Here is a 23,929-nt window from a genome sequence, read left to right on the forward strand (position 1 = left end):
GCTCAGTCTAACGTCTCGATTGGTCATGGCACTTCCCCTTCCACGGGAATCGGTGATCGCAACGTCACCACCGTGCCATGGCCGCTCGCCCCTCAGAGCAAGCTCCGTTCTCTCTCCAAAACTTTTTGCAGAACCTTCAGCACACTATCCGTTCTCAGGCTGCCAAACGTGCCCCGGCGGGACTGGGGGACGCCGCAGAATAGGCCGGCGGTTCGCAGCCGGTCCTTTGCTTCCCGCCGCGGCATTCCTTTCCCACCTAAACAACCAAGCCTGACCGGTGTGAGGTCAACCATACCAGGAGGCGACGAGCGCTCAGCCACCAGGCACTAGACGGCCCTGATCAGCCGGAGCAGAGAAAGCGCTTCGAAAAAGGTCCCCTTGCGAAAGGCAAGATAGGTCGGCTCTTCGACACCATGGAACCGGCGCTTGAAGGCCGCCTGCCCCTGCAGATTGAAGCGGGTGCGATTGACCCAGGGCGAGTCATAGGCACGCTGGAAGGCGTGCCGCCAGAAATCGCTTTCGGCAAACCCGCTAGGTCCGATTTCGACAAGCGGCGACAGGCCTAGGGTGACGACGGAAACACCTTCATCGCGAAAGCGGTCAACCGCGAATTTGGTCAGGCCGATCTCGGCATGCGCCGAGGCATCGATGTGCTTGCGCTTGAACGAAGTGGTGTAGCCGATGACCTTGCCGTCGCTGAACAGCGGATCGAAATCCAGCAAGGCCACGAGTTCCCCATCCGGACCGTGCAGGACGAAACGGCGCATATCGACGCCAAGGTGATCGGCAAAGGGCCTGTTGAGAAATCTCATCTCCCAGCGCTTGACAATGCGGTCGGCCCGCCAATTTTGGGAGAGCCTGGCAATCTCGTCGAGGAAGACAGTCCCGTTGTCCTCTGCGAAGGAAAAACCCTTCTTCAAGAGCCAGCGTTCGGAATAGCGCACTGTCTCATTGCGCTTTCCGGAAAAGTCGTGTCCGGGCAGGACAAGCCTGGTATCGACGCCGAGGCGGTTGACCTGATAGCCAAGCCCGGCAAGCACGCGCGCCGTCTGGTCGCCGATCTGCACGAACCACGGGCTGCCGGCAACCTCGATGAAACGTCGGATATAGTCGCGCCAATCGGCCGGGGCAGCCACTGGATCACCGAGCGCGAAATGATGTCGCGTTTTGCTGCCGTAAGCGATGTAGCCCTGGGCATCGCCGAAGTAGTGAAGCCCCTTCTGCACGGCGGTCGAATAGGCAAGGGAAAAATCACCATGGCGACGGACCAGCGCCAGGCGCTCGACATGGTTCAGCTGCAGCCGCGGTATTTTAGGCCCGCGGTTCTCCAGGAAACGATCGAGGCGTCTTCGCAGTGACGGCATGGTCGACTTTCGCGTGCCGGCTAGGCCGATGAAAGAGCTGACGGACCCAAAAAACCGATCATATTGCCGCGAGCTGATCCTTATCTCAGCGCGGCATGTTTACCCGGCCGGAGCCGCCAGATTCGTAGGCGCAATCTGCCCCGGTCCCGCCCCCAAGCGGCAACACGCATTGTTGTCGACGCCCCGCGCCTGACGGCTGGTTGCTGCGCCCATGGCGACACGAAAATCAATGCCACTTTCGGAAGCGCCCAGGTCACCTGCCAAACACGATGTTCTTATCGAACGGCGCTCTGAGAAGATTCCGCTTGATCGGAAGCCAGGAACTCGTCGCGTTCTGCTATCCACAAATCGGCGTAGTCGACATTCTGCCATTCGGCAAACCACGGGCCGCCGCTGGTATAGTGGACCGCCTTAGGTGTGCCGACCGCAGGCTTTTCATTCCAACCTTCGAGCCAATTCCACTCTACCGGCAATGAGCCCAAATCTTTGTCGGCAACCCACTGCATTCGGTGAAGATAGGCGCCACTTTCCTGATTCACGACCTCTGGCGTGAGCGATCTGACCGAAGGATGCGCGCAATTGAACAGCATCAGCGACGACCAGTTTTTCCGAGGATAGGACGTCTGGACCACACCATCCATCTTGGTTGTGGCCTTCGGCGTATAGTCATGCTGGACGCAATAGACCGCCTTGTCTGAGTCCGTATATTTCAGCAGGCCTGCGACGTCACCAAGCCACAGGAAATCGCAATCGCAAAACAGGGCCCAACCCGTGTAGTCGGCGAGAAAGGGCGTGAGGAAGCGCGTGTAGGTGAACTCCGTTGAGGCGAGCGGGTCTTTTTCCCGCCAATATAGCCCGCGGGCACGCATCTCGTCCTGTTTGATTGGAATGACGGAGACAGGCGCCGACGCATGTTTGAGCAGCGAGTGTCGCGCGACGTCGTACGCGATCGGCTCACGACTGTCCCATCCGATAAATACCCTAAACGCATCAGTCATATTCACTACCCTGGCCTTCGATTTTTACGGTCGTACACTAACTAATTGGCGATGGCTCGGCAACAATTGCGGTCAACCAAGCCGGTTTCTCACAGATTTGTCCTGGCCTCAGCCTTGCGTTTTTGGGTGGACCTGGCCTCGCATTCCCAATGCGACACGAGCCCATTTCTGATAGGTGTAGCTGGCCGAATACGCGGCCACCATCGCACCAATGGAACCGTCCAGAAATCCCAGCCGGAAAATATAGCTGCGCACATAGGCCCAGACCGAGCGCAAGACCGCCTTGCCTATCGAGCTTTTTTTGCCCTCGGCAAGCAGTTGCGCGGCGGACGCTTCTGCGTACCGGCCGATCTTGTCGTGGGCATCTGCCAAGTCGGTAATGGAATCGTGCTCGATCGGCTGGGACAATCGGCTGACCTTCCCGTTCACCAATACCTTCTCGTGCACGGTGTCGTCGCTGAACCGCCCGGAGCGGCGACGGAAGAGCCTGAGCACCAGATCGGGCGACCAGCCGCTATGGCGGACAATGTGCCCGCAAAAGCGCGATCTTCTCGGTATTTCGAAGCCGTCATTGGCTTTTGGGTCGGCGATTGCGGCCCTTATTTCCGCGCCGAGCGGCGCCTCCACCCACTCATCGGCATCCAGCGACAGGATCCAATCCCCCGTTGCCGCGGCCAGCGCACGGTTTTTTTGCGCGCCAAAACCGGGCCAATCGACGGTCATCAGAACCTTTGCCCCCAGAGCACCGGCAATCTCCCTGGTTCTGTCGCTGCTGTTGTTGTCGAGAACGACGATCTCATCGGCAAAATGGACAGACTGAAGGCATTGCGCGATGGACGCCTCCTCGTTGCGGGTGATGATAATGACCGAGAGCGCCGGCACGGTCAGAATGCTCCGGCATCAAGGCTGCCACCGTCATTCGAATGCATCTGCAGCATCGGTTCCCGGCCCGTTAGCAAACTGAGGGTACTAACCTAATTCAACAAAGTCGAAAATCATTTCAGATCAAGGCTTTCATAAAGCGCCATCATTCGCTTGATCATGACATTGAAATCATAGTGTTCGGCCGCCGCTCTCACCCGGGCTGCGGTGTCAGGTCGTGACGACAACTGCAGCGCGTGCGCGAGCGCTGCAGCGAGGTCGCTTTCGCTGGCCGCATCGCAAACGAGCGTCGGCTCGAACCGCTCGACAAGCTCGCGCGCTCCACAGCCGGTGCTTACCACGGCGGGCAAGCCGCTGGCCATCGCTTCAATGACCACTGTGCCGAAAGGATCATAGATGGAAGGCAGCACGGCAACATCGGCCGCGCCGTACCACGGCAGCATGTCTTTCTGCGGCCCCAGCATCTTGAGCCGTGTGCCGAGACCGAGCCTGTCACCGGCCTGCCTGAAGGCGTTGGCGCGCGAATCATGGCCGATGACCCACAATTCAGGCCCGCCATCGAGCCTGGCGGCCGCCTTCATCAGTGCAAGCAGTCCTTTTCGCGCAAAGCCCGAGCCGACAAACAGGACGACCGGCCTGTTTTCGTCGGCGTCGAGCCGCGCGCGGATTGTCGCCCGATGCTGCTGGCGCAGCTGCGGGTTGAAGCGGTCGAGATCCACCCCGTTGGGAATATGGTGCACATTTTCCGCCGGATAATCGTAGTGACGGACAATGTCCTCGGCGACCATCTTCGAAATCGCTATGACAGCTTTGAGCCGTGGGCTGGCATAGGTTGCGCGCTCGAGGCGCAGCGTCTGGCGGTGAAAGGGGCTCAGCGCCATTGCCGCCCTGCCAAGCCGCGTTTCGAAACGCCGCCGCTCGGCAAGATAGGCGGCATGAACGCCCTCCCCGGCCCGGAAGACATCGCAGCACGGGAGACGATCGTTGCTCTGCACCAGCGCCGGCGGCATCTCGGCGATCTTGCGGCAGGCAGCTTGAGCAAAGGACGTCGCCCGCAGCGAACGCGGAAACCGGCGGCCGGCACAATGGATGAACTCGATGCCTTCATAACGCGGCCAGTCGCCGGACAGCACGGCCACCCGCCGCTGACGCGCGGCGAATGCGGCCATGATGTTTTCCAGCATGATCTCGCCTCCGCCAAAAGGCGCATAACGCTGGCGCACGAACAGGATCGGCCTGTCGAATTGAATTTCGGTGCCACGAATGCCGGCGTACATAGGGTCTGGGCTCCGGCCTTGTTGCCATCTGACGATGTCTATAGAGGCCAGCTCGCATCGGCAACACTTGGAAAGCTCCCCCGCCGGAACTCAGAACAGGCCTGTGTCCATTGTCCGCAACTGCTTGCGATTTGCCTAACGGTGCTGCATGTAGAAATTAACTGCAAACAGCGGATCAGCGCCAGCTCCAGCCGGTGACCGCCATGAGGGGAATCGATGGCTTGAGCAAAGCAACCTGGCCCGCCATTGTCCGCCGGACGATTACCGACACCGCCATATATCGGCTGAGACACACCTTCGGAAGACGGGCAGAAGTGTCATCGCTGCGGCCGATAACGCCCCTTAAAGCGAATGACCTGCCTTTGATCCTCGTCATCCGCAACGAGGCGGACAGGCTACCCCCGTTCCTGAAGCACTATCGCGAACTCGGCGTCACCAGATTCGCCGTCCTCGATGATCGCTCGACCGACGGCACAGCTGAGCTTCTGGCCGAGCAGCCAGATGTCGATCTATTCAGCTCGCCGATCACCTATTCGCAGTCGGACCTGGGAAACCTTTGGCGACAGCGGATTGTGCAGATCTATGGTCAGCCTCGCTGGTATCTGACCGTGGATGCGGACGAATATCTTGTCTATGACGGCATGGATCAGCATCCGCTCGGTGCGATGGCCGACTGGCTGAAGCGGCGCGGAATGACACGCCTGCTGGCGCCGATGATCGACATGTATCCGAGCGGAAGCATCTGGGACGTACCCTTCGATCCCATCGTGCCGCCATGGCAAGTTGCAGACCATTTCGACGGCAGCGGCTATGAGGTGACGAGGAGCCCCCGGCATCTCAAGATCACAGGCGGCCCGAGAACCCGGCTTTTCGCCAGGCAGCACAAGTTGACCAAGTTTCCTCTGATATATGTTGATCGCCAGACGATTTTTACGTCGATTCACTCACCGCTGCCCTACTGGCGAAACTATATAAAGGGATTGGCTGGCCTGCTTCATTTCAAGTTCTTCGCCGATTTCAACGACAAGGCGCAGGTCGCGGTGGCGGAAGGTCAGTATTGGAACGGCGCTTCCAAATATCGCCAGTATCATGAGGTATCGAGCGGTAAAGCCGCTCTCAGCGCGATGAGCGAACAGTCAATGCTGTACGAAGGCGCTCACAGCCTGTTCAAAACGGGTTTGATCGACAAAATTGATTGGTAGACGGCATTTCAAGCAGATGCCGAGCCGACATCATGCATAACCGAATGCTTTCATAAGCTGGGCACCTCGTCCTTGTACCAGGTCCTGTAGCTCGGCGTTTCCAAGTTCGGAGCGCCATCTTCCGCTCCCGTCATAGATCGGCTGATTGACCTGTTGGTTCCGGAGCACCGCATGTGGCGTCTCGCCGCTGGCGTCGGTCGGCTTGAACCACTGCTGCGGGTTCTTGTGATAGTCGAGGAGATCCGGCCTGAAAGTTACATCGAGAAAGCTGCATATCTGCTCGACGACTTTGGCCGGATTCTCGACTAGGTCCTCATAGCGATAGATCAGCACATCCGGCTTTCCCCGTTCCGCAAGAACCAGCGCATTGTCGTTGATCCAGCGGTCGAGAGCCTCCGTTGGGTCGCCAAGTCGTTTGATCAGGGACGCTACGACGTCGCGCCCATCTCGCACCGGCATGACGAAACGCGCACCGGGGACGAGCCGGCGAATGCGGGCGACACGGCGGATATGCCGCGGTGTCTTTTCAAGCAGCACGTTCTTTCCAGCATCGAGCGCCGCCCGCTTCAGTTTCCAGAAGCGGAACATGGCCAGTGGGGTCCACTTGAAGAAAATGTTGGTTTCCTGGAGCGGCAGGTAGACGTCGGGATGCGACGCAAGGATCGTCGCAATCAACGTCGTCCCGCTATGGCCGCAGCCGCAAATGAATCCGGTCCGCATCACCATGTCGGCAATGCTCCCTAACCCAAGGCGACCCGGGCGCGGTTATCGACGCGAGCGTAGCACAAGCCGTTCGTGCTAAAAACCTTGTCCAGCTTCTCCCAATATTCGAACTTAGCCAACTGCTCGTCACAATAGGCCACATCGTCCTCGGAAAGATATTCGCCGTAACCGCCTATCTTGCCCTTGCGCACCTTGAAGCTTTCGGGATCATTCGCATCGCGCGGCTGTAATATCTTGCCGTATCGATCGGACAGATCACCGGTCGATTCACTCACTTTCATCTTGTCGAACGTTCGGTTGTTCGCCACCTCGACAAGCGTCCGATCGTCAGCCTGCTGGTTCAGGAATCCAAGGATCGCGCGAAGGACACCAGCGGTATCCCGATGCATATCTTCATATTGAAGATACCGGATTTCGCGCATCCGGGGCATGGCCGAGAACCAATGCAGATTGAATCTGATGATCTTTTCAATCCCATGATTGTCGCTTCTGATAAAATCACTGAACGATCCCGCTGGAAGCATGTGGCGCTTCTGAACCTGAAAGTACCCTGAGACCACCGTATCTCTTGGATCGCGAACAAGCATTATTGTTCTTCTCTTCTTGTATCGAGATTTATTCTCCTTGAGGCTCGATTTCGGTCGAAGTAACTTGTGGTCAGTTCCGTCGTGAATGTATTGAACTTCAACTCCGAGATCGTCCAGCATGACACGTAGCCACGTGCGCCCCGATTTTGGAAAGGATACGATAAGAGGAAGAGGCGGCGCTTTGGCCTGGAAAAATTTTAGAAAGGACATGGGAGAGACCTCCTTTAGATTATCAGAGCTGGCGCCCGAACCGCTGCCGGCCAGACCAACCCCATTACTGGGCGCCTAAGCCTACGGCTAATTCGAACACAAGGCAGAAATGCCAGCAAGAATTGCGATCCTCTGCGGGGCGAATTGGCCTTTACTATATCCCGGTTCGGAATGCCTTATGTTTTTTGGCCTGTTGCGACGACTGTTCGACGCGGGCGCTCCATTCCACGATCCGTCGGCCGAACCCTTAATGCGGATCGCGTCGAAGCGTCTTCAGTGACGCCCTTTCGGACGACATGCATTAGCCACTCACTTTTGTGAGCCATGGCGCCAGGATGGCCTCGGCCTCGCCCATCACCACGGACCAGGGGCGTTCCCGTTTCGAGACCAGCACGGCCGATGGATAGTAGGGCGTGCGGTCGCCCTCGACCGGCCAGGAGCGCTTGAAGCCGTCGCCCAGAATGAAAATCGAGGGGATGCCGAGCGCGCCCGCCAGATGCGCTCCGGTATTGCTGATGGTCACCACGGCGTCCATCGCGGCAACCTGCGCGGCGAAAAGGTCCATGTCGACGAGCTGATCGACCGATCTGTCATGAAGAATGCGCTTCGGCTCACCGTCGGTCAGGAACTTCAGATCGGTCTCGATCTGGCCGTACTGCAGCGAGACGAACCGGAGGTCCGGTCGGCCTATCAGGTTTCGCCAGGCGGCAAGCGGCGGCAGGTCTTTGCCAGGATTGGAGCTGCCCCATGCGATACCGACCAACGGCCGTCCTTCATGCCGGTAGCGGGCGCGAAGTTCAGCGACCCGGGCCGGATCCGGCTTAAGGGGCACGAAATGCTCGCGGATCGTCGCCTCGTCGGTCTCGAAAACGGCAGTCAGATGCTGGACGCCGGCGAAGGCCTGCGCCTCGCCATAGGCAGCCTTGCCGTCAGCGCCGACCGGCCGCACATCGGCGGTCGGAAAAGTGCGCTGAAAGAGCGGTACCAGGCGGCGCTCGACCAGGACGATCGAACGGGCGGCGCGCCCCAACGCACAGCCGACGGAACTCGCATGATGGATCGCGGTGGCCAGACCCTGCTTTTCGGTTTCCATCAGATCGACAAGCAGTGTCTGGCCCGAAATATCCTGGCCCAGCCACTCGCCATCGACGCGGCCGTTGACGATGTGGCGTCGGGCGATCCTGAGTTCGGCGGCTGCGCCATAGGCGCCCATCCGCATCAGCGCCTTGCTGAGCTCGTCGATCAGGTGGACCTCGCCCCTCGACTTCGCAATGGATCCAAGAGCCAGGGCTTTCGGCAGTGCCGCCGGCCAATCGCGGGACTCGACGCTTCGCCGATAATCCGCCATCTGATCGGCAATGTCGCCGTCGCGCCAGCGAAGGAAGAGCTGCCGCCGGTGACGTCGGAACCAGACCTTGTATCTGTAGCCTGCAAGCGCGACAGCGCGGCGCAACCGGCCGAGAAGTTGGCTACGCTCCATCGCCAGCTCCGCCGATGATTTGCATGACCCGTCCGCCTGCTTCCTGGACTGCCGACGCCCAGGCTCGGCCGCCTTTTCGGACCAGTCGAACGCTCGGATATGCGGCGACGGTCTCACCGAAAGCAGGCCAGGACAGCCGAAATCCATCGTCGAGCATGACAATCGTCGGCACGCCGAGCGCCCCGGCGAGGTTGGCGCCGGTATTGCTGATCGTGACCACCGCGTCGAGCGCCGCAATTTGGGCGGCAAAGCGGTCCATGTCCGTCAACTGGTCGACTGAAGCGTCATGGATGATGCGCCCCGGAGTGTGGCGCTCGAACTCGGAGAGGGCCGGCCCGACATCGCCATATTGCAAGCTGACCAGGCGCCCCGGCAGGCTGCTGAACAGCGTCCGCCAATCGTCCAGAGCCGGCAGATCCTTGCTCTTGTTCAGGCTTCCCCAGGCAAATCCGATCAGGGGACCTGGGCCGCCATCGAGATAGGTGCCGCGCAGCTCGGCAACCAGTCGGCGGTCCGGCTCCAGCGGAACGAAGGGCGCGCGTGCCGCCGGGTCGTCCGGCCAGAAATGCTTTGCGAGTGTCTCGAAACCGGCAACGACATCGGCGTCCACTGCCGCCATGTCCTCTTCCCCTTCAATCCTGACATCAAGCGCAGGATATGTTCTGCGATAAAGCGGTGCCAGTCGCGGCTCGACGAAGACGATGCATCGACCGGCAGCCGCAGCTGCTGGACCAAGCAAAGACGCGAACTGGAAAAAGATCGCCAGGTCGCCTTCGCGACGATCGACGAGAAGCGTGCGACCCGCAAGATCACTGCCATCCCAATCGGGCCTGCCGCGCAGCTGCTTGCTCGCCGCCATCAACTGCCAGATGCGATTTCCTCCGTCGAGACGCCTCAGTCCACGCCCCGCTTTCTTGATCAGGCCGAGATCGCCAAGCTGCTCACCAAGCACGCCAAGCGCCAGTGCATGGTCGCGAGCAGTTTGCCAATCACCACGCTGCACGCTTTCCTCCATCAGCCTCATATGCCGTTCGGCGCTTTCGTCGGCGTGGCGCGAGGGACGTCTAAGAAGTTCCTTTGCCCGCTCGAGGACTTTCTGCAGCCGCTTGCCGACGGCGCCCTGCGGGCGCAGATCGGCGGTTTTTGCCTTCTGAAGGATGGTTCGTCTGTTCTGCACGGCGATGTTCTATCGTCCCCGGGGAGCGTCGGAAAGCGTCGTCAGGATCGACGAGAGCCGCCGGCCGGCCTCGTCGAGCACCAGCGACCAAGGGCGCCCCTCCTTGCGAATGACAATGCCATTCGGATACCAGGGTGTCCGGTCGCCGGTCACCGGCCATGCCGTCTGAAAATTATCGTCGATGAGGAAAACAGTCGGCACGCCAAGGGCTCCGGCAAGATGGGCCGCCGTATTGCTGATCGTCACGACAGCATCGAGTGCAGCGACCTGTGCGGCGAAACGGTCCATGTCGACCATCTGGTCGACGCTGTCGTCAAAGATCAGACGCGCGTCGTTGCCGTTGCGAAGGCGCCGCAACGCCGGCTTGATCTGCCCGTACTGGAGCGAAACGAATGTCGCTGGCGTCTGGGCGATGAACCGTGCCCATTCAGGAAAATCAGGCACGTCCTTGGTATGGGACTTGCTGCCCCAGGAGAGACCGACCAGCGGCAGATCCGTCATCGCCCGATAGCGCTTGCGGAATGCCTCGACGAGTTCAGGATCTGCCCGCAGCGGTACGAAGTCGGCAGCAAGCTTTTCGGCGTCGCGTCCGAACACCCAGGCGAGATCTTCGAAAGTCGCGTGTTTGTCGCCGACCACATCCCGCTGCGCCGGGACCACGGTCGCCTTCGGGAACGTTCGCTGCAGAATTGATACCAGGCGCGGCTCGACCCGAATTGTTGCGCTTTGGGCATAGGCAGCGGCAGCGCCGGCCAGTCGCGCGTGGCGGATAACCCGGCCAAGGCTGCGCGGATCATCCTCCACAAGATCGATCAGCAGTGTATCCGATCCGAGATTCTCGCCGGTCCACTCGTTGGCGCTTTTCCCTTTCCGCAGCCGGCGAGCGGAAAGCCGAAGCTCAGCTGCCCGCGCAAAGTTGCCAAGGCGTTCGAACGCCTGGCCCGCCTTCTGCATCAGCTCCGGGTCGCGATTATGATCGGCCGTGACAGCCATCTCATTGGTACCGACTTCAAGGCCTTTCCAGTCCCTGCGCACGATCAGGGCCTCAACCTTGGCCTGCAGCTCAAGAATGGAACGAGGCTGCCTGGGACTGAAAAACAACCTGCGCACCGCCTTTTTGTACCGGCGCACCTGAAGGCCCAGTCCACCAATTACATACCGGACATAGGAACCGTGATAAAAGCTGGTCATCGGCCTTCAGCGCAATACGCTCTGCCGCAGCTTTTTGCCGCTTTCGACCATCGGATCGGGCGTCTCCAGGTGGAATATCGAACGATATATCTCGCTGTGCTTGGCAAGCTGGTCATGCGTTCCAGCATCGACAAGCTGTCCGGCGTCAAACACGAGAATACGATCGGCCGCCTTGATTGTAGACAGCCTGTGCGCAATGCAGATCACCGTGCGCTGAAATGTGTTGTCGAAGGCTGCCTCCATAACCGCCCGTTCGTTTTCACCGTCAAGCGCGGATGTCGCTTCGTCATAGACGATTACCGCAGCATTCTTGAGCAGGGCGCGCGCGATGGCAACGCGTTGTTTCTGGCCGCCAGACAGGTTGGTGCCGCTTGGCCCGACAAGCGTGTCGAGCCCGTTTTCGAGCGCCGAAGCAAAGCTGGTGACCCGGGCGAGGTTCGCAGCGGACTCGATTTCCTGATCCGTGGCATTCGGGCGGCCGTCGCGAATGTTGTCGCGAATCGAGCCTTCGAACAGGAAGACGTCCTGGGATACCAGTGCGATGTTATCGCGAACGTCGGCCAGGCTGATCTTCGAAATGTCCTTTCCGTCGATCAGGATCCTGCCCTTGTCCGGCTCCATCAGACGCAGGATCAGATTGACGATGGTGGTCTTGCCGGCGCCGGAGCGGCCGACGATCGCCAGCTTCTCACGAGGTCGCACGTCGAAGGAAACACCCTCGAGCGCGGGGCTGTTGCCGTCATAGGAAAAGGCCACATCTTCAAAGCGGATACCACCATCGACGTCGGTCAGACGCTCGCCCGCAATCGCGAGTCGCCGCTGCTCGGGCGTGTCGATCAAGTCATACATCTGCTCGACGGCGACCATTTGCTTCTGAATGTCGACATTGACCCGGGCCAACCGCTTGGCAGGCTCATAGGCAAGCAGGAACGCGGTAATGAAGGCCATGAATTCGCCGGGCGTCTTGCCGTTGCCGAGGGTCTGCCAGCTGGCGTACATAACGAAAAGCCCGATGATCACGCCGCCGCCGGTCTCCATCAATGGGCTCATCAATGCTGACGTCCGGTTGATCTGGATGCCACGTCTTTCCATCTTGCGGACGGCCTTTGCAAAGCTGGCGACGGCCTTGTCCTCGAGCTGGAAGGACTTGATGGTGCGGATGCCTTCGACGGCTTCCGTGCCGATCGACTGGACCTGCGCGGCCAATTCCGTCTCGCCCCTCGCCAGCGCCTTGAGCTTCCTGGTTATCGCGCCGACTGACAGGAACAGCATCGGCAGAACCGCCACGGATATCAGCGACATCACCGGGTCCTGCTTGACCATGACGCTGGCCAAGGCAATCAGGGTCAGCAGATCAGAGACGGCGCTGCTCGTGAGGGTGAGAATAACGGTCGCCCCGGCGCGCGCGTTGAACATGATTTTGGAGATGAATTTTGCCGGATGCTGGTTCGCGAAACGGCTGATGTCGAAACGCACCATTCGAGAAAATTGCCGGTTTTGCAGGTCCGAAACGATAGCCCGGCGAATCTTTCCCGTTGTGACGGTCTGGCAGTAGGCAGCTATGCCCTTGACCAGGAAAATGCCGATGATGACGACGCTGATACCCGATACAGCGGCAGCATCTCGCTCGACATAGATGGTGTTGATCATGACTTTCATGATCCAGGCCGTCGCGCCGACCGCGGCAGCAGCAGCGATCGAGCACAGCAAACCTGTCACATACAGCATCTTGTGCGGCGGCAGATTTTCGCCAATCAGACGCTTGATCAGCGGATATGCCGGGACCGTTGACACTCGTTTCTTTGCAATCATCTTGTCGCCGCCCGTTGCGATCCCGTCCGGTCTTCGTGTTGTCTTGAAGCACGAGACGGTTTCGATCACCTGTCTGTGGCTTCGTTCCCGACCGCAGTCAATGCCGAACCGGATCCTTGCACGTCATCGGCTTATGACTGTCGGTTCCTCGCGTCCGAGCATAGCGGATCCCAGCCACGCGGCTCTTGCGCCATTCGCCGTCGGCCGCGCTATGCCTGGTCAGTGTTTCGCGAGGACCATGAGATGGCTTCCAAGAGGCGATGTGTGATTGCTTTTGATTGAAAAGCCCACATCCGAAAGCACCGCGATCATCTCCTTATCCTTGCCAGGAGGGACGCGGGCAACGATCGTTTGAGCACGCCCGGCGATATCGCACAGCACGCGTCGCGCCTTATCCGCGCCGAGGCTCCACTGCATGTGATGGTAGACCGCCAGCAGCATGACGATGTCGTACTGCGGTTTGAGAACATTTTGCAGCTTCCGGCTGCCAAGATCGAGACAATCGAACTGGCTTTGGACCGGACAACCCAGGAAGATCATCCTGGCCGTCTCGATATGCGGCTTGAGAATGTCGATCCCATGGATCGAACTCGGTCCTAGCTTGGATATCTCATAGGCGACAATACCCATGTTGCAGCCAACATCGAGAATGGATTTCCCGGCGTAGTCGACCTCTGCTGAGAATAGGCCGTCCAGTCGGTCGTCCCACGTTCCCTTGAATCTCTTTTGCTTATTTGACCACCACAAATCATTGTTCTCCAAAAACGGCGCCGGACTGGTTTCCTTGACGGAGGGGGACTGTGCGCCCGGCCTAACTCGGTCTAGTAGCTGGCGCGCAAACGACACTGTCCTGAGCGTCCTGTAAACGCAACCGCGGGAGAAAGGAACTCCTGATCACAGCATCCTGCGAAGACGTTTCGGTAAGTTGACGAACACCCGGCCCGACAAATCGACATACTGGTTGGAAATGGCAACGTCGCTTGGCGCCCCCGTAGGCAAGGCAAGCCGTATTTGTTCTTGCTTTGTGCCGGCAGCTATGCTACTAATTTGCCTATGGTGCTCATTTGCACCAACGACCGTCTTGCCGCGACATGCGGTTTTTCAGCCAGGCTCGATCAAAGCTCGCCCGCATCGCGGGGCTTTTGGCCAATCACGGTCGAGCGCCGGCCTTTTCGGCAGCTTCCGAGAATGGAAATCGGAAAAGCAGCTTCCGGTTCTCGTCGCAGATTTCGAAGGAAAGACCTGTCAGGACCGGGCTGCCGCTGAGCAGGCCCTCGGCCAGGATTTCCTTGGCCGAGGCCATTGCGTTATCCTGAGCCGCGGACAAACCGTCCAACTCCTGACCCTCGAAATCTTCCGTCAAGCGGCCCTCATTGTTTCGGAAATGGAAAAAATATCTCGGCATGGCTGCTCCGGTCGGTCGGTTTCTCTAATGCATGTCGCGCAAAACTGTGCAGCGGTTTTGCGGCAACGACATGCACAAAAACAGGCACTTACAGCACATCGCATGAGGCCGATCGACGCGATGCGCATTAGTCGCGAGCGCCTCAGGAACAGCGTCGGATTTGTGCACGACAGCAACGTGCGATTTTGGCGTTGGGATTCATGGCATTTAGGCCTTCATGCGTCAGGTCGATCGAACAGCACCCCCAGCCCGTGTTCGAACGCACATGCCGCAATCATGTCGTCCAGGACTTTTCCGGAGGCCGGGCAATTCGGCATGACAGCCCTGATCGCGATCTCAGCCGCTGCGGTGGAAACCGCATCGTGGCGCCTCTTCCTGGTCTCCATGTATTGCTCGAGCAGAATTTTCAGGCGCCGCGCGGCAATCTCGTCAACGACCATCGTTCTCCCTCGATTCGGCACAATCCGTCTTCCGGGTCTGTCCTCCGGATGAAGGTCCGCTGCCATTGGGTAGCAGCGGACCACTCGGCTGGGTGAGCCAATGACCCGAGGCGGGGGTGTCTCGGACCGACACCACAATAGCTTCGGCAGGCCACTCGTTCCACAGACCGCTGTCGTTGGTAATTTTCGTACACTGAGCATTGCCGCAGACAGTCTGCGACGGTGGGATTTTTGCGTTATGCCCGTAGCCTGATAACCGGATCAGCCTCGGCTTCGATCGACATAGTTGTAGATGCCCGCGCCGATCGCGACCGCTCCTACAGTGATCAGAATCGATGGCACACCCATTAACGTGGCGATGATCCCCCAGACAATGGCGACGGCAATTGCGCCGGCCGTTCCCAGCACCAGTCTAAGCCGTTTCGACATTTTCCGTTTCCCCCAAAGTGCATCTTCCTTTTTTCTGGTCGAAATACCGCAATGCGGCAGCATTGTCTGCGCTTTGTTCAACTTTTTTCGCCGCCCCTGAGCCCGACCGCTGAGGCGTAAGCGATCCGTATGCGGCCTTGTTGCAAATACCCACTCGACAATCAGGAAGCTTGGGCGCGAGCCCGAGAAGCGAGGCGTCAGAAAGCGAGGTATCTATGCAAAATTCTCGGAATTTACTCCGGTTCTCGATCATGGCCATGGCGGCCACGACAACCGCACTAGTCATCACGGGCCTTACCCCCGTGACAACCGAAGCGACTTTGATTTGCCATGGGTCGGTCTGCCAGAAGGCGAGCAATGAAGGCAGTGCCTTCGGCACCAAATATCAGCGCAAGTGCACCTGCGAAAATGTAAACGAGGGCGCCAACAACCATCGCTCCCCACACAACCTCAACAACAGGCCCATCGGCGGCTCAAGCAGCAGCAGTGGTTCGAGCGGCACCAGCAGTTCGAGCGGCAGCAGCGGTTCGAGCGGCAGCAGCGGATCGAGCGGCACCAGCGGTTCCAGCGGCACCAGCGGTTCGAGCGGTAGCAGCGGTTCGAGTGGCACCAGCAGTTCAAGCGGCAGCAGCGGTTCGAGCGGTAGCAGCGGCTCCAGCGGCAGCAGCGGTTCGAGTGGCACCAGCAGTTCAAGCGGCGGCAATGACGGAACAAGCAGCGGCGGCTCAAGCGGATCGAGCAGTAGCAGCGGATCCAGCGGCGGCAACGACGGGACAAGCAGCAGCGGATCCAACGGCAGCGGTGGAGTGTAGCGGCTGCTCAAGTGGCACCAGCGGCGGCGGGTGGGCACACTACGTGACCCGTGGCGGCCGCCGACGACGATCAACCCTCATGACAACGGGAGTAGCAGCTTGACGCTCCAACCGAAATCCGCGACCGCGCCCCTAACCGGCCTTGCAGGACTGTTTGGTTATGCGCTGGCCGTCGGAGTGCTCGTCAACAGAAGCTGGCCTGTGCATTTGCAGGCCATGACTGTCATTGCAGCTACCGCGGCAGCGATGATCGCGGTCGACACGGCCTATTTCCAGACGTTCCGGAGGCGTTCGACGGGATTTCAGGCGAAGCCGATGCGAGCGCTTGAAGTCGAGCGCGTCGTGCGCAAGCTCATCGGCTTCATCGTCACGCTCACGACCATTGCCGCAGTCTACTGGATAGTGCCGGAATACCGGCGCGGGTTTTACGCCCCCTACTGGGCGGCGCTTTACGACACCTTGCCGGCGCTGCTCGTCGCCGCGCCGTTTTATGTTGCCTATGTCGACCGCCGGCAGACCGATCCGGAAGATTCATATGCCGAAATCGGTGCATTCGTCCTCAGCGGCGCCGTGCCGCAAAGGACCGAGCAGATACGCCAGCACGTGCGGGGCTGGATCGTCAAAGGCTTCTTCCTGCCGCTGATGTTCGTCTATCTGTGCTCCACACTGGGTTCGATCCTTGCCGGGCTGGAACAACCGTATCGATTCGACATCATGCGCTGGCACGCTTTTGCAATCGATCTCCTGTTCATGGTGGATGTTCTTGTCGCGGTCGTCGGCTACGTCTTCACGCTGCGCGTCCTCGACAATCATATCCGCACCGTCGAGCCCACCGTATTCGGCTGGCTGGTTTGTCTTGCCTGTTATGAACCCATCAACGCCGCCACCCGTGCCTACCTGAACTACGAAACGGGCGCCAACTGGACGGCGGTGATGCCCTCACCGGCGCTCCAGGTTTTCTGGGGGTCGGCGATCCTCTTCTGCATCTTGATTTTTGTCTGGTCCACCGTGAGCTTTGGCCTGAGATTTTCCAATCTCACCAATCGCGGAATCATCACCTGCGGACCGTATCGCTGGATCAAGCATCCGGCCTATGTTTCGAAAAACCTCTCCTGGTGGCTGGTCTCCCTACCTTTCCTCACCGCCGCAGGACCCGCTGAAGCGCTGCGGCACTCCGCCATCCTGCTCGCGCTCAATGCCATCTACGCACTCCGCGCCATCACCGAGGAATGCCATCTGTCACGCGACCCCGATTACGTCGCCTATCGCGATTACATCAGCGAAAACGGCGCCGTTGCTCAGCTCAAACGACTGTTCGCGAAAGCGAGTCGGTCGCCGATCAGGCGCTCAGGCTGAATGCCCTTGCTCGGACATCTGCGGCAGCTGGCCTATCGCCTCAAGGCGTGATCGCGATGCCGATCCTCGCCGCTCATCGGCAACGGCCGATCGCCCTCGAGCAGGCGGGTGATCCGGGCGAAGCCGGCAAAAGCCTTTCTCGCTTCCTCGGCCGACATCCGGCCGGCCATGGCCGCAGCGCAGCAATTCACGGCGCACTGGTAAACCGGCCCGCGCCGCCCGGCCGGCCATTTTCGCAAGAATGCCATCGCTTCGGCAACGCTGTCGATCTCCTCCACGGGCTGTCCCTGTCCGCGCAAAATCCGCACGGGCGAAAAGAATTGCAAGCGGTCCATCATTTCCTCCCCGTCGACCGGATGCGTGCGATCGAACCCCACTAAACTCGCGAACCCGACTTTGGTTCCCGGCAAAACATGGCTTGGCCTGAAAAATGTTTGCTGGACGAGACGAGCAACGGTCGACGCGCCCGGCAGCTCCAATTGGGTGACATCTTGCCCCAATTGGGTGGCATCTTGCCATTGTACGGGAACGTTAGCGCGGCTGATGCATTTCGATGCCACGAGCAGTCTTTTTGAGGGAAATGCCAAAACATGAGAATAGCCCATGTGGCGCCGCTCCATGAATCCGTGCCACCCCGGTTCTATGGAGGGACGGAGCGCATCGTCTCCTATCTGACCGAAGGATTGGTCGAGCTTGGCCATGACGTGACCCTGTTCGCCAGCGGCGATACCAAGACGTCGGCGAAATTGGTGGCGTGTCGCGAGCGCGCGCTCCGTCTCGATCCGCGCCCGCACAAATCCGAAACCGCGGCGCATCTCTCGATGCTCGCCGAGGTGAGGAGCCGTGCGCAACAGTTCGACATCATCCATTTCCATCTCAGCCACTTCCTGCATTTTCCTTTCTTCGAACACATGCCCGACCGGACGGTGACGACACCGCATGGCAGGCTCGACTATGTCGACCTGGCCCCGGCCTACGAACATTTTCCGCGCTTTCCGATGATCTCGATTTCGTGTAGCCAGAGAACCGGGCTACCCAGGGCAAATTGGCTGGCGACCATCCATCACGGGCTACCGATCAATACGTATGAGCCGACTTTCGAGACGGAGGTGGACGAGCCGTATCTGGCCTTTCTGGGCCGGCTGTCGCGCGACAAGCGCCCGGACCGTGCCATTGAGATCGCCTTGCGCTCCGGGCTGAAACTGAAGCTTGCGGCAAAGATCGGCGACGACGACCGCCCTTTTTTCCACGACACGGTCGAGCCGCTGATCGACGGCGACCGTGTCGACTATATCGGCGAGATCGAAGAGGACAGAAAAGCGGAATTCCTCGGCAAGGCGGCCGGCCTGCTGTTTCCGATCGATTGGCCGGAGCCGTTCGGTCTTGCCGCGATAGAGGCTATGGCCTGTGGCACGCCGGTGATCGCCTGGAAATGCGGTGCCCTGCCGGAGATCATCGACCACGGCGTGACCGGTTTCCTTGTCGATACGGTCGATGCTGCGGTCGCCTCGATACCGGAATTGCTGCGCCTCGACAGGCAACAGGTGAGAGCCGTGTTCGAAAACCGTTTTTCTGCCACGAGAATGGCCCACGACTATGTGGCTGCCTATGCGCGCCTGATCGGTACTCCCGGTGAAGCGAGAGCGTCCTGATCGGCGTCATTGTGGACGTTGGAAACGAAACGACAGAGCTTGTGACGTATGAATCAACTCGACGAGCGTAAGCTTGATCCCGCCGTAGCCCTTGCCTCCCTCGACGAGGTTGCGCCCCGGGAGCCGCACCGGCTGTTCGCCCTCAAGCAAGCCGACTGCTTCGCGGTGGCCGACGCCTATGGCGACATCCGCGGCGCCGGCGATGGCTTTTTCCGAGACGACACGCGTGTGCTTTCGGAATTCCGGCTGACGGTCGGTGGCCGGCAAATGTCGTTGCTCGGCGCCTCGCTCAGCCAGGACAATGTGCTTTTCACCTCGAACCTGACCAATCTGCCGATCCAGAGTGTCGGTGGTCGCGACATTCCGCAGGGCGCGATCCACATAGAACGCGTCAGGCTGCTTTGGCAGGACCGGCTGTTCGAGCGCATCACCCTTTCCAACTACAGCCAGGAATCGTCGGCCATTCGGGTTTCCTTGCATTTCGCAGCAGATTTCCGCGACATGTTCGAGGTGCGCGGTTCGACCCGGCTCAAGCGCGGAATAGCCCACGCAGCCGAGACCAGTCCGACATCCGTGGTGCTTCGATATGACGGGCTGGACCAACTCGTGCGCCTGTCGGCGATCTCGTTCTCGCAGGCGCCGGACAATTTGACCGCCAGCCGCGCGGATTTCCTGGTTGCGGTGACGAAGCGCAGCAGCGAGGTCCTCTATATCGAGGTCGGCCCGGAAGTGGCGGAGACACCCGACCGCGACCGTTTTCGGGCTGCAGCCGCCCGCGCTCGCTTCGGCATGCGCGCCAAACGCCGCCACGGCGCGACGGTGCACAGTTCTGGCCGCGTCTTCAACGACTGGATCGAACGCGCGCGCGCGGACGTGGCGCTGCTGACCACCGAGCTTGCAACCGGACCTTACCCCTATGCCGGCATACCCTGGTTCTCGACGGCATTTGGCCGTGACGGGGTGATTTCCGCATTGCAGATGCTGTGGTTGAATCCTGGGCTGGCGCGCGGCGTACTCGCCTTTCTCGCCCAGCATCAGGCGACCGAAACGTCGCCGTTCAGCGATTCGCAGCCCGGCAAGATCATGCACGAGACCCGCAAGGGCGAGATGGCGGCACTGCGGGAGCTCCCGTTCGGCCGCTATTACGGCGGCGTCGATACCACGCCGCTCTATATTCATCTCGCTTGCGCCTATGCGGATCGTACCGGCGACATGGCGTTCGTCGACAGCCTGTGGCCATCGCTCTGTGCAGCGGCCGAATGGACGGAGGAGACAAGCCGCGCGACCGGCTTCGTTACCTACCAGCGCGGCGCCGAGACCGGCCTTGCCAACCAGGGCTGGAAGGACAGTTTCGATTCCGTCTTCCATGCCGATGGCCGCATGCCCAAGGGGCCGATCGCCCTGGTCGAGGTGCAAGGCTACGTCTTTGCCGCGTTCCGTGGGCTGGCGGCGCTCGCCCGCCGCCGCGGCGAGGACGACAAGGCCGATCATTGGGAGGAACGCGCCGAAACCATGCGCGCCGCGGTGGAACGCCATTTCTGGATGGACGATCTCAATTTCTATGCACTGGCGATCGACGGTGCAGGCGAGCTCTGCAAGGTACGGACGTCGAATGCCGGCCATCTTCTCTTTGTCGGGCTGCCCGAGCCGGAACGGGCGCAGATGGTCGCCGATCAGCTGCTCTCCGCGTCGTTCCACTCTGGTTGGGGCGTGAGGACGCTGGCCGACGATGCGATATTCTTCAATCCGATGTCCTACCACAATGGTTCGATCTGGCCGCACGACACCGCCATGTGCGGTGCAGGCCTGGCACGTTATGGCGTGCGCGACAGCGTGGTCCGGCTGATGAGCGGCACGTTCGAATCGGCTGTCCATTTCAACATGCGGCTGCCGGAACTGTTCTGCGGCTTTACCCGGTCGCCGGGCGAAGCGCCCATCGCCTATCCCGTCGCGTGCCTGCCGCAAGCCTGGTCAGCGGGATCGGCCTTCATGCTGATGCAGGCCTGCCTTGGGCTCGAAATCGACGGCTGGAACAGCGAAATCCGGGTCACCCGCCCAAGGCTGCCGATCGGCATCGACACGCTGACATTGCGGCATCTGGGTGTCGGCTCGACAGTGGTCGACCTCACATTCCAGCGTGTCGGCGACCGGGTCGTCGCCTTTCTTGCCGACCGGTATGAGGGGATGGTGCCGCTCATCGTGCGCACTTGATGCCGCCGCGCTGCGGCGCATCGAAAATGACGCGCGCGTTGCAATCGTCCGGAACCGATAGCCTCTTTGTGCGTTGCAAAAATGGGCGGGGTGGGGACGCTGTCGTTGTCATACGGCGGCGAACCAGAAAACAAATAAAAAAAACGGCTATCGGCCGGCCGGAGGCGAGATCACATTCCATGTCAGATTATACTGTAAACCTGCTCTGGGTTTTGCTGATTGCAAGTTTTGGCTTTTCCGCTTTTGCCATTCTCCTGTCGATATCCCGCCAGCGCCGCGGTCGCGCAACGGCCGCCGCATACACGCCGAGCGAGGATGTCGCGTCGGAAGCGGCACGCAAGGTGCTGCGCGAGTTCGAAAAGAACGGCCAGTCGGCCGATGCGGCACTGGTCACGTGGTCGCCCGACACTTTGCGCAAGATCCTGGCCGACGACCTGCCGGACGCACAGGTCATCGTGGTGTCCAACCGCGAACCCTACATCCACAACATCAAGGATGACGGGGTCCAACTTTTGGTGCCGGCCAGCGGGCTGGTTTCGGCACTCGAGCCCATCACCCGCGCCTGTGCCGGCACCTGGATCGCCTATGGCGGCGGCACGGCAGACCGCCTCACCGTCGACAAGGACGACCGGGTGCAGGTGCCGCCGGGCAATCCGTCCTACACGCTGCGCAGGGTCTGGCTGACGGAGGAGGAATATCAGGGCTATTATCTGGGCTTCGCTAATGAGGGCCTATGGCCGCTTTGCCATATCGCCTTCACCCGCCCCGTGTTTCGCGCCTCGGACTGGGACGCCTACGAGGCCGTCAACCGCAAATTCGCCGATACGGTGGTTGCCGAAGCCCGCAACGAACGGCCGATCGTGCTGGTGCAGGACTATCATTTCGCGCTGCTGCCGCGCATGATCCGCCAGCGCCTGCCGGACGCGATAGTCATCACCTTCTGGCATATCCCGTGGCCTAATTCGGAAGTATTCAGCATCTGTCCGTGGCGTGAGCGGATCCTGGAAGGACTGCTCGGCAGTTCGATCATCGGCTTTCATACCCAATTCCATGCCAACAACTTCACCGAAAGTGTCGACCGCTTTCTGGAGAGCCGGATCGAACGGGCAGACGCGGCAATCTCCTATGGTGGGCAGACCACATTGGTCCACGCCTATCCCATTTCCATAGAATGGCCGGCCCAATTGCTGGCAAAACTGCCGTCTGTGGAGGAGTGCCGCGCCAGCGTGCGCGACAGATTCGGCCTGTCTGCGGATACCAAACTATGCGTTGGCGTCGAGCGCCTCGACTACACGAAAGGCATTCTCGATCGCTTCCATGCCTTGGACGAATTGTTCACGAGATATCCCGAATGGATAGGCAAGGTGGTTTTCCTGCAGATCGCCGCGCCGAGCCGGGGGACATTGCCCGCCTACCAGCAACTCCACGACGAATGCCGCCGCTGTGCCGAGGAGCTCAACCGGCGCTATGGCAGCGAGACATACAGCCCTATCCTGATGGTCGCCGAACATCATCGGCAGGAGCAGGTCTACGAGGTCTATCGTGCCGCCGACATCTGTATGGTCACCAGTCTGCATGACGGCATGAACCTTGTCGCCAAGGAATTCGTCGCAGCGCGCGACGACGAACAGGGCGTGCTTTTGCTCAGCACCTTCGCCGGTGCCTCGCGCGAATTGCTGGAAGCACTGATCGTCAACCCCTACGATGCGGCCATGATGAGCGAGGCGCTGTTGCAGGCGCTGACGATGACGCCGGAAGAGCAGCGCGAACGTTTGCGGCCGATGCGCGAGATGGTCCGCGACAACAATGTCTACCGCTGGGCCGGCAGCATGCTGCTGGACGCCGCGCGCCTGCGCAAACGCGGCGATCTCGACAGGGTGACCGGAACCGGCGAGCGCCCGCCATCGAACACCAACAACGTCATCTCGATGTTCGAGCGGGCTCGGAAGGCAGCGTCGTGAAAAGCTTTGAACAACCACCGGCGTTGAACCTGTCGGAAGGGCAATGGGCGCTCTTTCTCGACATCGACGGAACCCTGCTGGAACACGCTGCCCATCCCGACGCGGTGTTCGTCGGCGAGGAATTGCGCAATCTGCTCGAACGCATCGAGCGGCGGCTGGATGGTGCGGTCGCCTTCATCACCGGCCGATCGATTCCCGCCGTGGACAAGCTGTTCCACCCGCTGAAGCTGCGGATTGCCGGACTGTATGGGCTGGAGCATCGGCTGACGCCGAGCGGTCCGATCGATGCCGCCGACGCGCCGGCCGACATCGCCGCCCTTGCGGACGAGATCGAGGCCGAACTGGGCAGCGGCAAGGTCTATGTCGAGCGCAAGGGGCCGGTCCTTGCCGTTCATACAAGAGCAGCACCGCAACTGCTTGCACCCGCAATCCAGCTCGTCGAACAGGCATTGGCCCGGCTTCCGAAGGGTTATCGGGTGCTTCCGGGAAACGCCGGCGTCGAGCTCATGCCTTTGGAAGCCGTCAAAGGTGCTGCCATCCGGCGTTTCATGGACATTCCGCCCTTTGTTGGCCGGCGGCCGATATTCCTCGGAGACGATACATCGGACGAACACGGTTTCGAGGCGATCAATGAAATTGGCGGCATCTCCATCCGCGTGAAGCCGAACGGACCGACGGCCGCAACCTATGTCCTCGACGACGTGACGGGCGCAATAGCCTGGCTCGAGGCCAGTTTCGAGACGTCGGCGGTGGCCTGATC

At 60.3% G+C, this 23,929-nt stretch carries 23 protein-coding genes; 6 read left to right on the forward strand and 17 right to left on the reverse strand.

Features of this window, described 5'->3' with window-relative positions; all coding sequences use genetic code 11:
* Positions 1–326 precede the first annotated feature (326 nt).
* From NKI08_RS00005 to NKI08_RS00020, 4 genes are all read right to left on the reverse strand, one after another.
* The gene (locus NKI08_RS00005) at positions 327–1,364 is read right to left on the reverse strand and encodes a phosphatidylglycerol lysyltransferase domain-containing protein (protein ID WP_352766549.1); all 1,038 of its coding nucleotides are present in this window, start codon (positions 1,362–1,364) and stop codon (positions 327–329) included.
* 275 nt (positions 1,365–1,639) lie between these two features.
* Positions 1,640–2,362, reverse strand: coding sequence for a glycosyltransferase (locus NKI08_RS00010; RefSeq protein ID WP_352448862.1), 723 nt, complete (start codon positions 2,360–2,362; stop codon positions 1,640–1,642).
* Positions 2,363–2,470: 108 nt separating this feature from the next.
* Positions 2,471–3,244, reverse strand: a complete 774-nt coding sequence (locus NKI08_RS00015; protein ID WP_352502417.1) for a glycosyltransferase family 2 protein — start codon at positions 3,242–3,244, stop codon at positions 2,471–2,473.
* Between the two features lie 113 nt (positions 3,245–3,357).
* Positions 3,358–4,521: a glycosyltransferase family 4 protein gene (locus NKI08_RS00020; RefSeq protein ID WP_352766553.1), complete on the reverse strand. Its 1,164-nt coding sequence runs from the start codon at positions 4,519–4,521 to the stop codon at positions 3,358–3,360.
* Between the two features lie 221 nt (positions 4,522–4,742).
* Here NKI08_RS00020 and NKI08_RS00025 point away from each other — a divergent pair, with 221 nt between their 5' ends.
* Positions 4,743–5,723: a glycosyltransferase family 2 protein gene (locus NKI08_RS00025; protein WP_352471921.1), complete on the forward strand. Its 981-nt coding sequence runs from the start codon at positions 4,743–4,745 to the stop codon at positions 5,721–5,723.
* Between the two features lie 30 nt (positions 5,724–5,753).
* Here the strand turns inward: NKI08_RS00025 and NKI08_RS00030 are convergent, their stop codons facing one another.
* From NKI08_RS00030 to NKI08_RS00085, 12 genes are all read right to left on the reverse strand, one after another.
* Positions 5,754–6,449: a sulfotransferase family protein gene (locus tag NKI08_RS00030; RefSeq protein WP_352613686.1), complete on the reverse strand. Its 696-nt coding sequence runs from the start codon at positions 6,447–6,449 to the stop codon at positions 5,754–5,756.
* Between the two features lie 14 nt (positions 6,450–6,463).
* The gene (locus tag NKI08_RS00035; protein WP_352766557.1) at positions 6,464–7,243 is read right to left on the reverse strand and encodes a sulfotransferase domain-containing protein; all 780 of its coding nucleotides are present in this window, start codon (positions 7,241–7,243) and stop codon (positions 6,464–6,466) included.
* Positions 7,244–7,544: 301 nt separating this feature from the next.
* A complete protein-coding gene (locus tag NKI08_RS00040; RefSeq protein WP_352766560.1) occupies positions 7,545–8,723 on the reverse strand; it encodes a glycosyltransferase family 9 protein in 1,179 nt (392 codons plus the stop codon).
* Positions 8,713–9,900 carry a glycosyltransferase family 9 protein gene (locus tag NKI08_RS00045; protein WP_352766563.1) on the reverse strand — a complete coding sequence of 396 codons (1,188 nt, stop codon included), beginning with the start codon at positions 9,898–9,900 and terminating at the stop codon, positions 8,713–8,715. Before NKI08_RS00045 ends, NKI08_RS00040 begins: the two co-directional genes overlap by 11 nt.
* 9 nt (positions 9,901–9,909) lie before the next feature.
* Positions 9,910–11,091, reverse strand: a complete 1,182-nt coding sequence (locus NKI08_RS00050; protein WP_352766566.1) for a glycosyltransferase family 9 protein — start codon at positions 11,089–11,091, stop codon at positions 9,910–9,912.
* A 6-nt stretch (positions 11,092–11,097) separates the two neighbouring features.
* Positions 11,098–12,885 (reverse strand): ABC transporter ATP-binding protein, encoded by a 1,788-nt coding sequence (locus NKI08_RS00055; RefSeq protein WP_352685742.1) that lies wholly within the window; start codon positions 12,883–12,885, stop codon positions 11,098–11,100.
* Positions 12,886–13,122: 237 nt separating this feature from the next.
* Entirely contained in the window at positions 13,123–13,665 is a 543-nt protein-coding gene (locus NKI08_RS00060) for a class I SAM-dependent methyltransferase (RefSeq protein ID WP_352502411.1), read from the reverse strand.
* 388 nt (positions 13,666–14,053) lie between these two features.
* Entirely contained in the window at positions 14,054–14,308 is a 255-nt protein-coding gene (locus NKI08_RS34655) for a DUF6894 family protein (RefSeq protein WP_502896501.1), read from the reverse strand.
* A 215-nt stretch (positions 14,309–14,523) separates the two neighbouring features.
* Positions 14,524–14,748: a hypothetical protein gene (locus tag NKI08_RS00070; protein WP_352502409.1), complete on the reverse strand. Its 225-nt coding sequence runs from the start codon at positions 14,746–14,748 to the stop codon at positions 14,524–14,526.
* 261 nt (positions 14,749–15,009) lie between these two features.
* Positions 15,010–15,177 carry a hypothetical protein gene (locus NKI08_RS00075; RefSeq protein ID WP_352766570.1) on the reverse strand — a complete coding sequence of 56 codons (168 nt, stop codon included), beginning with the start codon at positions 15,175–15,177 and terminating at the stop codon, positions 15,010–15,012.
* Complete coding sequence (locus NKI08_RS00080; RefSeq protein ID WP_352766572.1) at positions 15,161–15,556, reverse strand: hypothetical protein; 396 nt, start codon at positions 15,554–15,556, stop codon at positions 15,161–15,163. The genes NKI08_RS00075 and NKI08_RS00080 overlap by 17 nt, the downstream gene beginning before the upstream one ends.
* Before the next feature lie 6 nt (positions 15,557–15,562).
* Entirely contained in the window at positions 15,563–16,000 is a 438-nt protein-coding gene (locus tag NKI08_RS00085) for a hypothetical protein (RefSeq protein WP_352766574.1), read from the reverse strand.
* A 331-nt stretch (positions 16,001–16,331) separates the two neighbouring features.
* Between NKI08_RS00085 and NKI08_RS00090 the strand changes: the two genes are divergently transcribed.
* The gene (locus NKI08_RS00090) at positions 16,332–17,345 is read left to right on the forward strand and encodes a methyltransferase family protein (RefSeq protein ID WP_352502406.1); all 1,014 of its coding nucleotides are present in this window, start codon (positions 16,332–16,334) and stop codon (positions 17,343–17,345) included.
* 32 nt (positions 17,346–17,377) lie between these two features.
* On the opposite strand, the gene NKI08_RS34660 is transcribed toward NKI08_RS00090, so the two are convergent.
* Positions 17,378–17,950 (reverse strand): DUF982 domain-containing protein, encoded by a 573-nt coding sequence (locus NKI08_RS34660; protein ID WP_502893790.1) that lies wholly within the window; start codon positions 17,948–17,950, stop codon positions 17,378–17,380.
* Here NKI08_RS34660 and NKI08_RS00100 point away from each other — a divergent pair.
* The 4 genes from NKI08_RS00100 to otsB all read left to right on the forward strand — a co-directional run bounded on the left by NKI08_RS00100 (position 17,936) and on the right by otsB (position 23,927).
* Positions 17,936–18,997, forward strand: a complete 1,062-nt coding sequence (locus NKI08_RS00100) for a glycosyltransferase family 4 protein (RefSeq protein WP_352766576.1) — start codon at positions 17,936–17,938, stop codon at positions 18,995–18,997. The genes NKI08_RS34660 and NKI08_RS00100 overlap by 15 nt on opposite strands.
* 48 nt (positions 18,998–19,045) lie before the next feature.
* The gene (locus tag NKI08_RS00105) at positions 19,046–21,208 is read left to right on the forward strand and encodes an amylo-alpha-1,6-glucosidase (RefSeq protein WP_352540550.1); all 2,163 of its coding nucleotides are present in this window, start codon (positions 19,046–19,048) and stop codon (positions 21,206–21,208) included.
* A 179-nt stretch (positions 21,209–21,387) separates the two neighbouring features.
* Positions 21,388–23,169: an alpha,alpha-trehalose-phosphate synthase (UDP-forming) gene (locus tag NKI08_RS00110; RefSeq protein ID WP_023674969.1), complete on the forward strand. Its 1,782-nt coding sequence runs from the start codon at positions 21,388–21,390 to the stop codon at positions 23,167–23,169.
* Positions 23,166–23,927: a trehalose-phosphatase gene (gene otsB / locus NKI08_RS00115; protein ID WP_031211298.1), complete on the forward strand. Its 762-nt coding sequence runs from the start codon at positions 23,166–23,168 to the stop codon at positions 23,925–23,927. Before NKI08_RS00110 ends, otsB begins: the two co-directional genes overlap by 4 nt.
* The last annotated feature ends 2 nt before the right edge of the window (positions 23,928–23,929 follow it).

Origin of the sequence: Mesorhizobium sp. M0768 (genome assembly GCF_040320195.1) — a bacterium.
In the GTDB taxonomy this organism is placed as follows: Bacteria; Pseudomonadota; Alphaproteobacteria; order Rhizobiales; family Rhizobiaceae; genus Mesorhizobium.

What these genes read in the sequence shown, in the direction of transcription:
- NKI08_RS00005 (WP_352766549.1), bottom strand. Translation starts at nt 1,364, where the DNA reads ATGCCGTCACTGCGAAGACGCCTCGATCGTTTCCTGGAGAACCGCGGG.
- NKI08_RS00010 (WP_352448862.1), bottom strand. Translation starts at nt 2,362, where the DNA reads ATGACTGATGCGTTTAGGGTATTTATCGGATGGGACAGTCGTGAGCCG.
- NKI08_RS00020 (WP_352766553.1), bottom strand. Translation starts at nt 4,521, where the DNA reads ATGTACGCCGGCATTCGTGGCACCGAAATTCAATTCGACAGGCCGATC.
- NKI08_RS00030 (WP_352613686.1), bottom strand. Translation starts at nt 6,449, where the DNA reads ATGGTGATGCGGACCGGATTCATTTGCGGCTGCGGCCATAGCGGGACG.
- NKI08_RS00035 (WP_352766557.1), bottom strand. Translation starts at nt 7,243, where the DNA reads ATGTCCTTTCTAAAATTTTTCCAGGCCAAAGCGCCGCCTCTTCCTCTT.
- NKI08_RS00040 (WP_352766560.1), bottom strand. Translation starts at nt 8,723, where the DNA reads ATGGAGCGTAGCCAACTTCTCGGCCGGTTGCGCCGCGCTGTCGCGCTT.
- NKI08_RS00050 (WP_352766566.1), bottom strand. Translation starts at nt 11,091, where the DNA reads ATGACCAGCTTTTATCACGGTTCCTATGTCCGGTATGTAATTGGTGGA.
- NKI08_RS34655 (WP_502896501.1), bottom strand. Translation starts at nt 14,308, where the DNA reads ATGCCGAGATATTTTTTCCATTTCCGAAACAATGAGGGCCGCTTGACG.
- NKI08_RS00070 (WP_352502409.1), bottom strand. Translation starts at nt 14,748, where the DNA reads ATGGTCGTTGACGAGATTGCCGCGCGGCGCCTGAAAATTCTGCTCGAG.
- NKI08_RS00075 (WP_352766570.1), bottom strand. Translation starts at nt 15,177, where the DNA reads ATGTCGAAACGGCTTAGACTGGTGCTGGGAACGGCCGGCGCAATTGCC.
- NKI08_RS00100 (WP_352766576.1), top strand. Translation starts at nt 17,936, where the DNA reads ATGAGAATAGCCCATGTGGCGCCGCTCCATGAATCCGTGCCACCCCGG.
- NKI08_RS34660 (WP_502893790.1), bottom strand. Translation starts at nt 17,950, where the DNA reads ATGGGCTATTCTCATGTTTTGGCATTTCCCTCAAAAAGACTGCTCGTG.
- NKI08_RS00105 (WP_352540550.1), top strand. Translation starts at nt 19,046, where the DNA reads ATGAATCAACTCGACGAGCGTAAGCTTGATCCCGCCGTAGCCCTTGCC.
- NKI08_RS00110 (WP_023674969.1), top strand. Translation starts at nt 21,388, where the DNA reads ATGTCAGATTATACTGTAAACCTGCTCTGGGTTTTGCTGATTGCAAGT.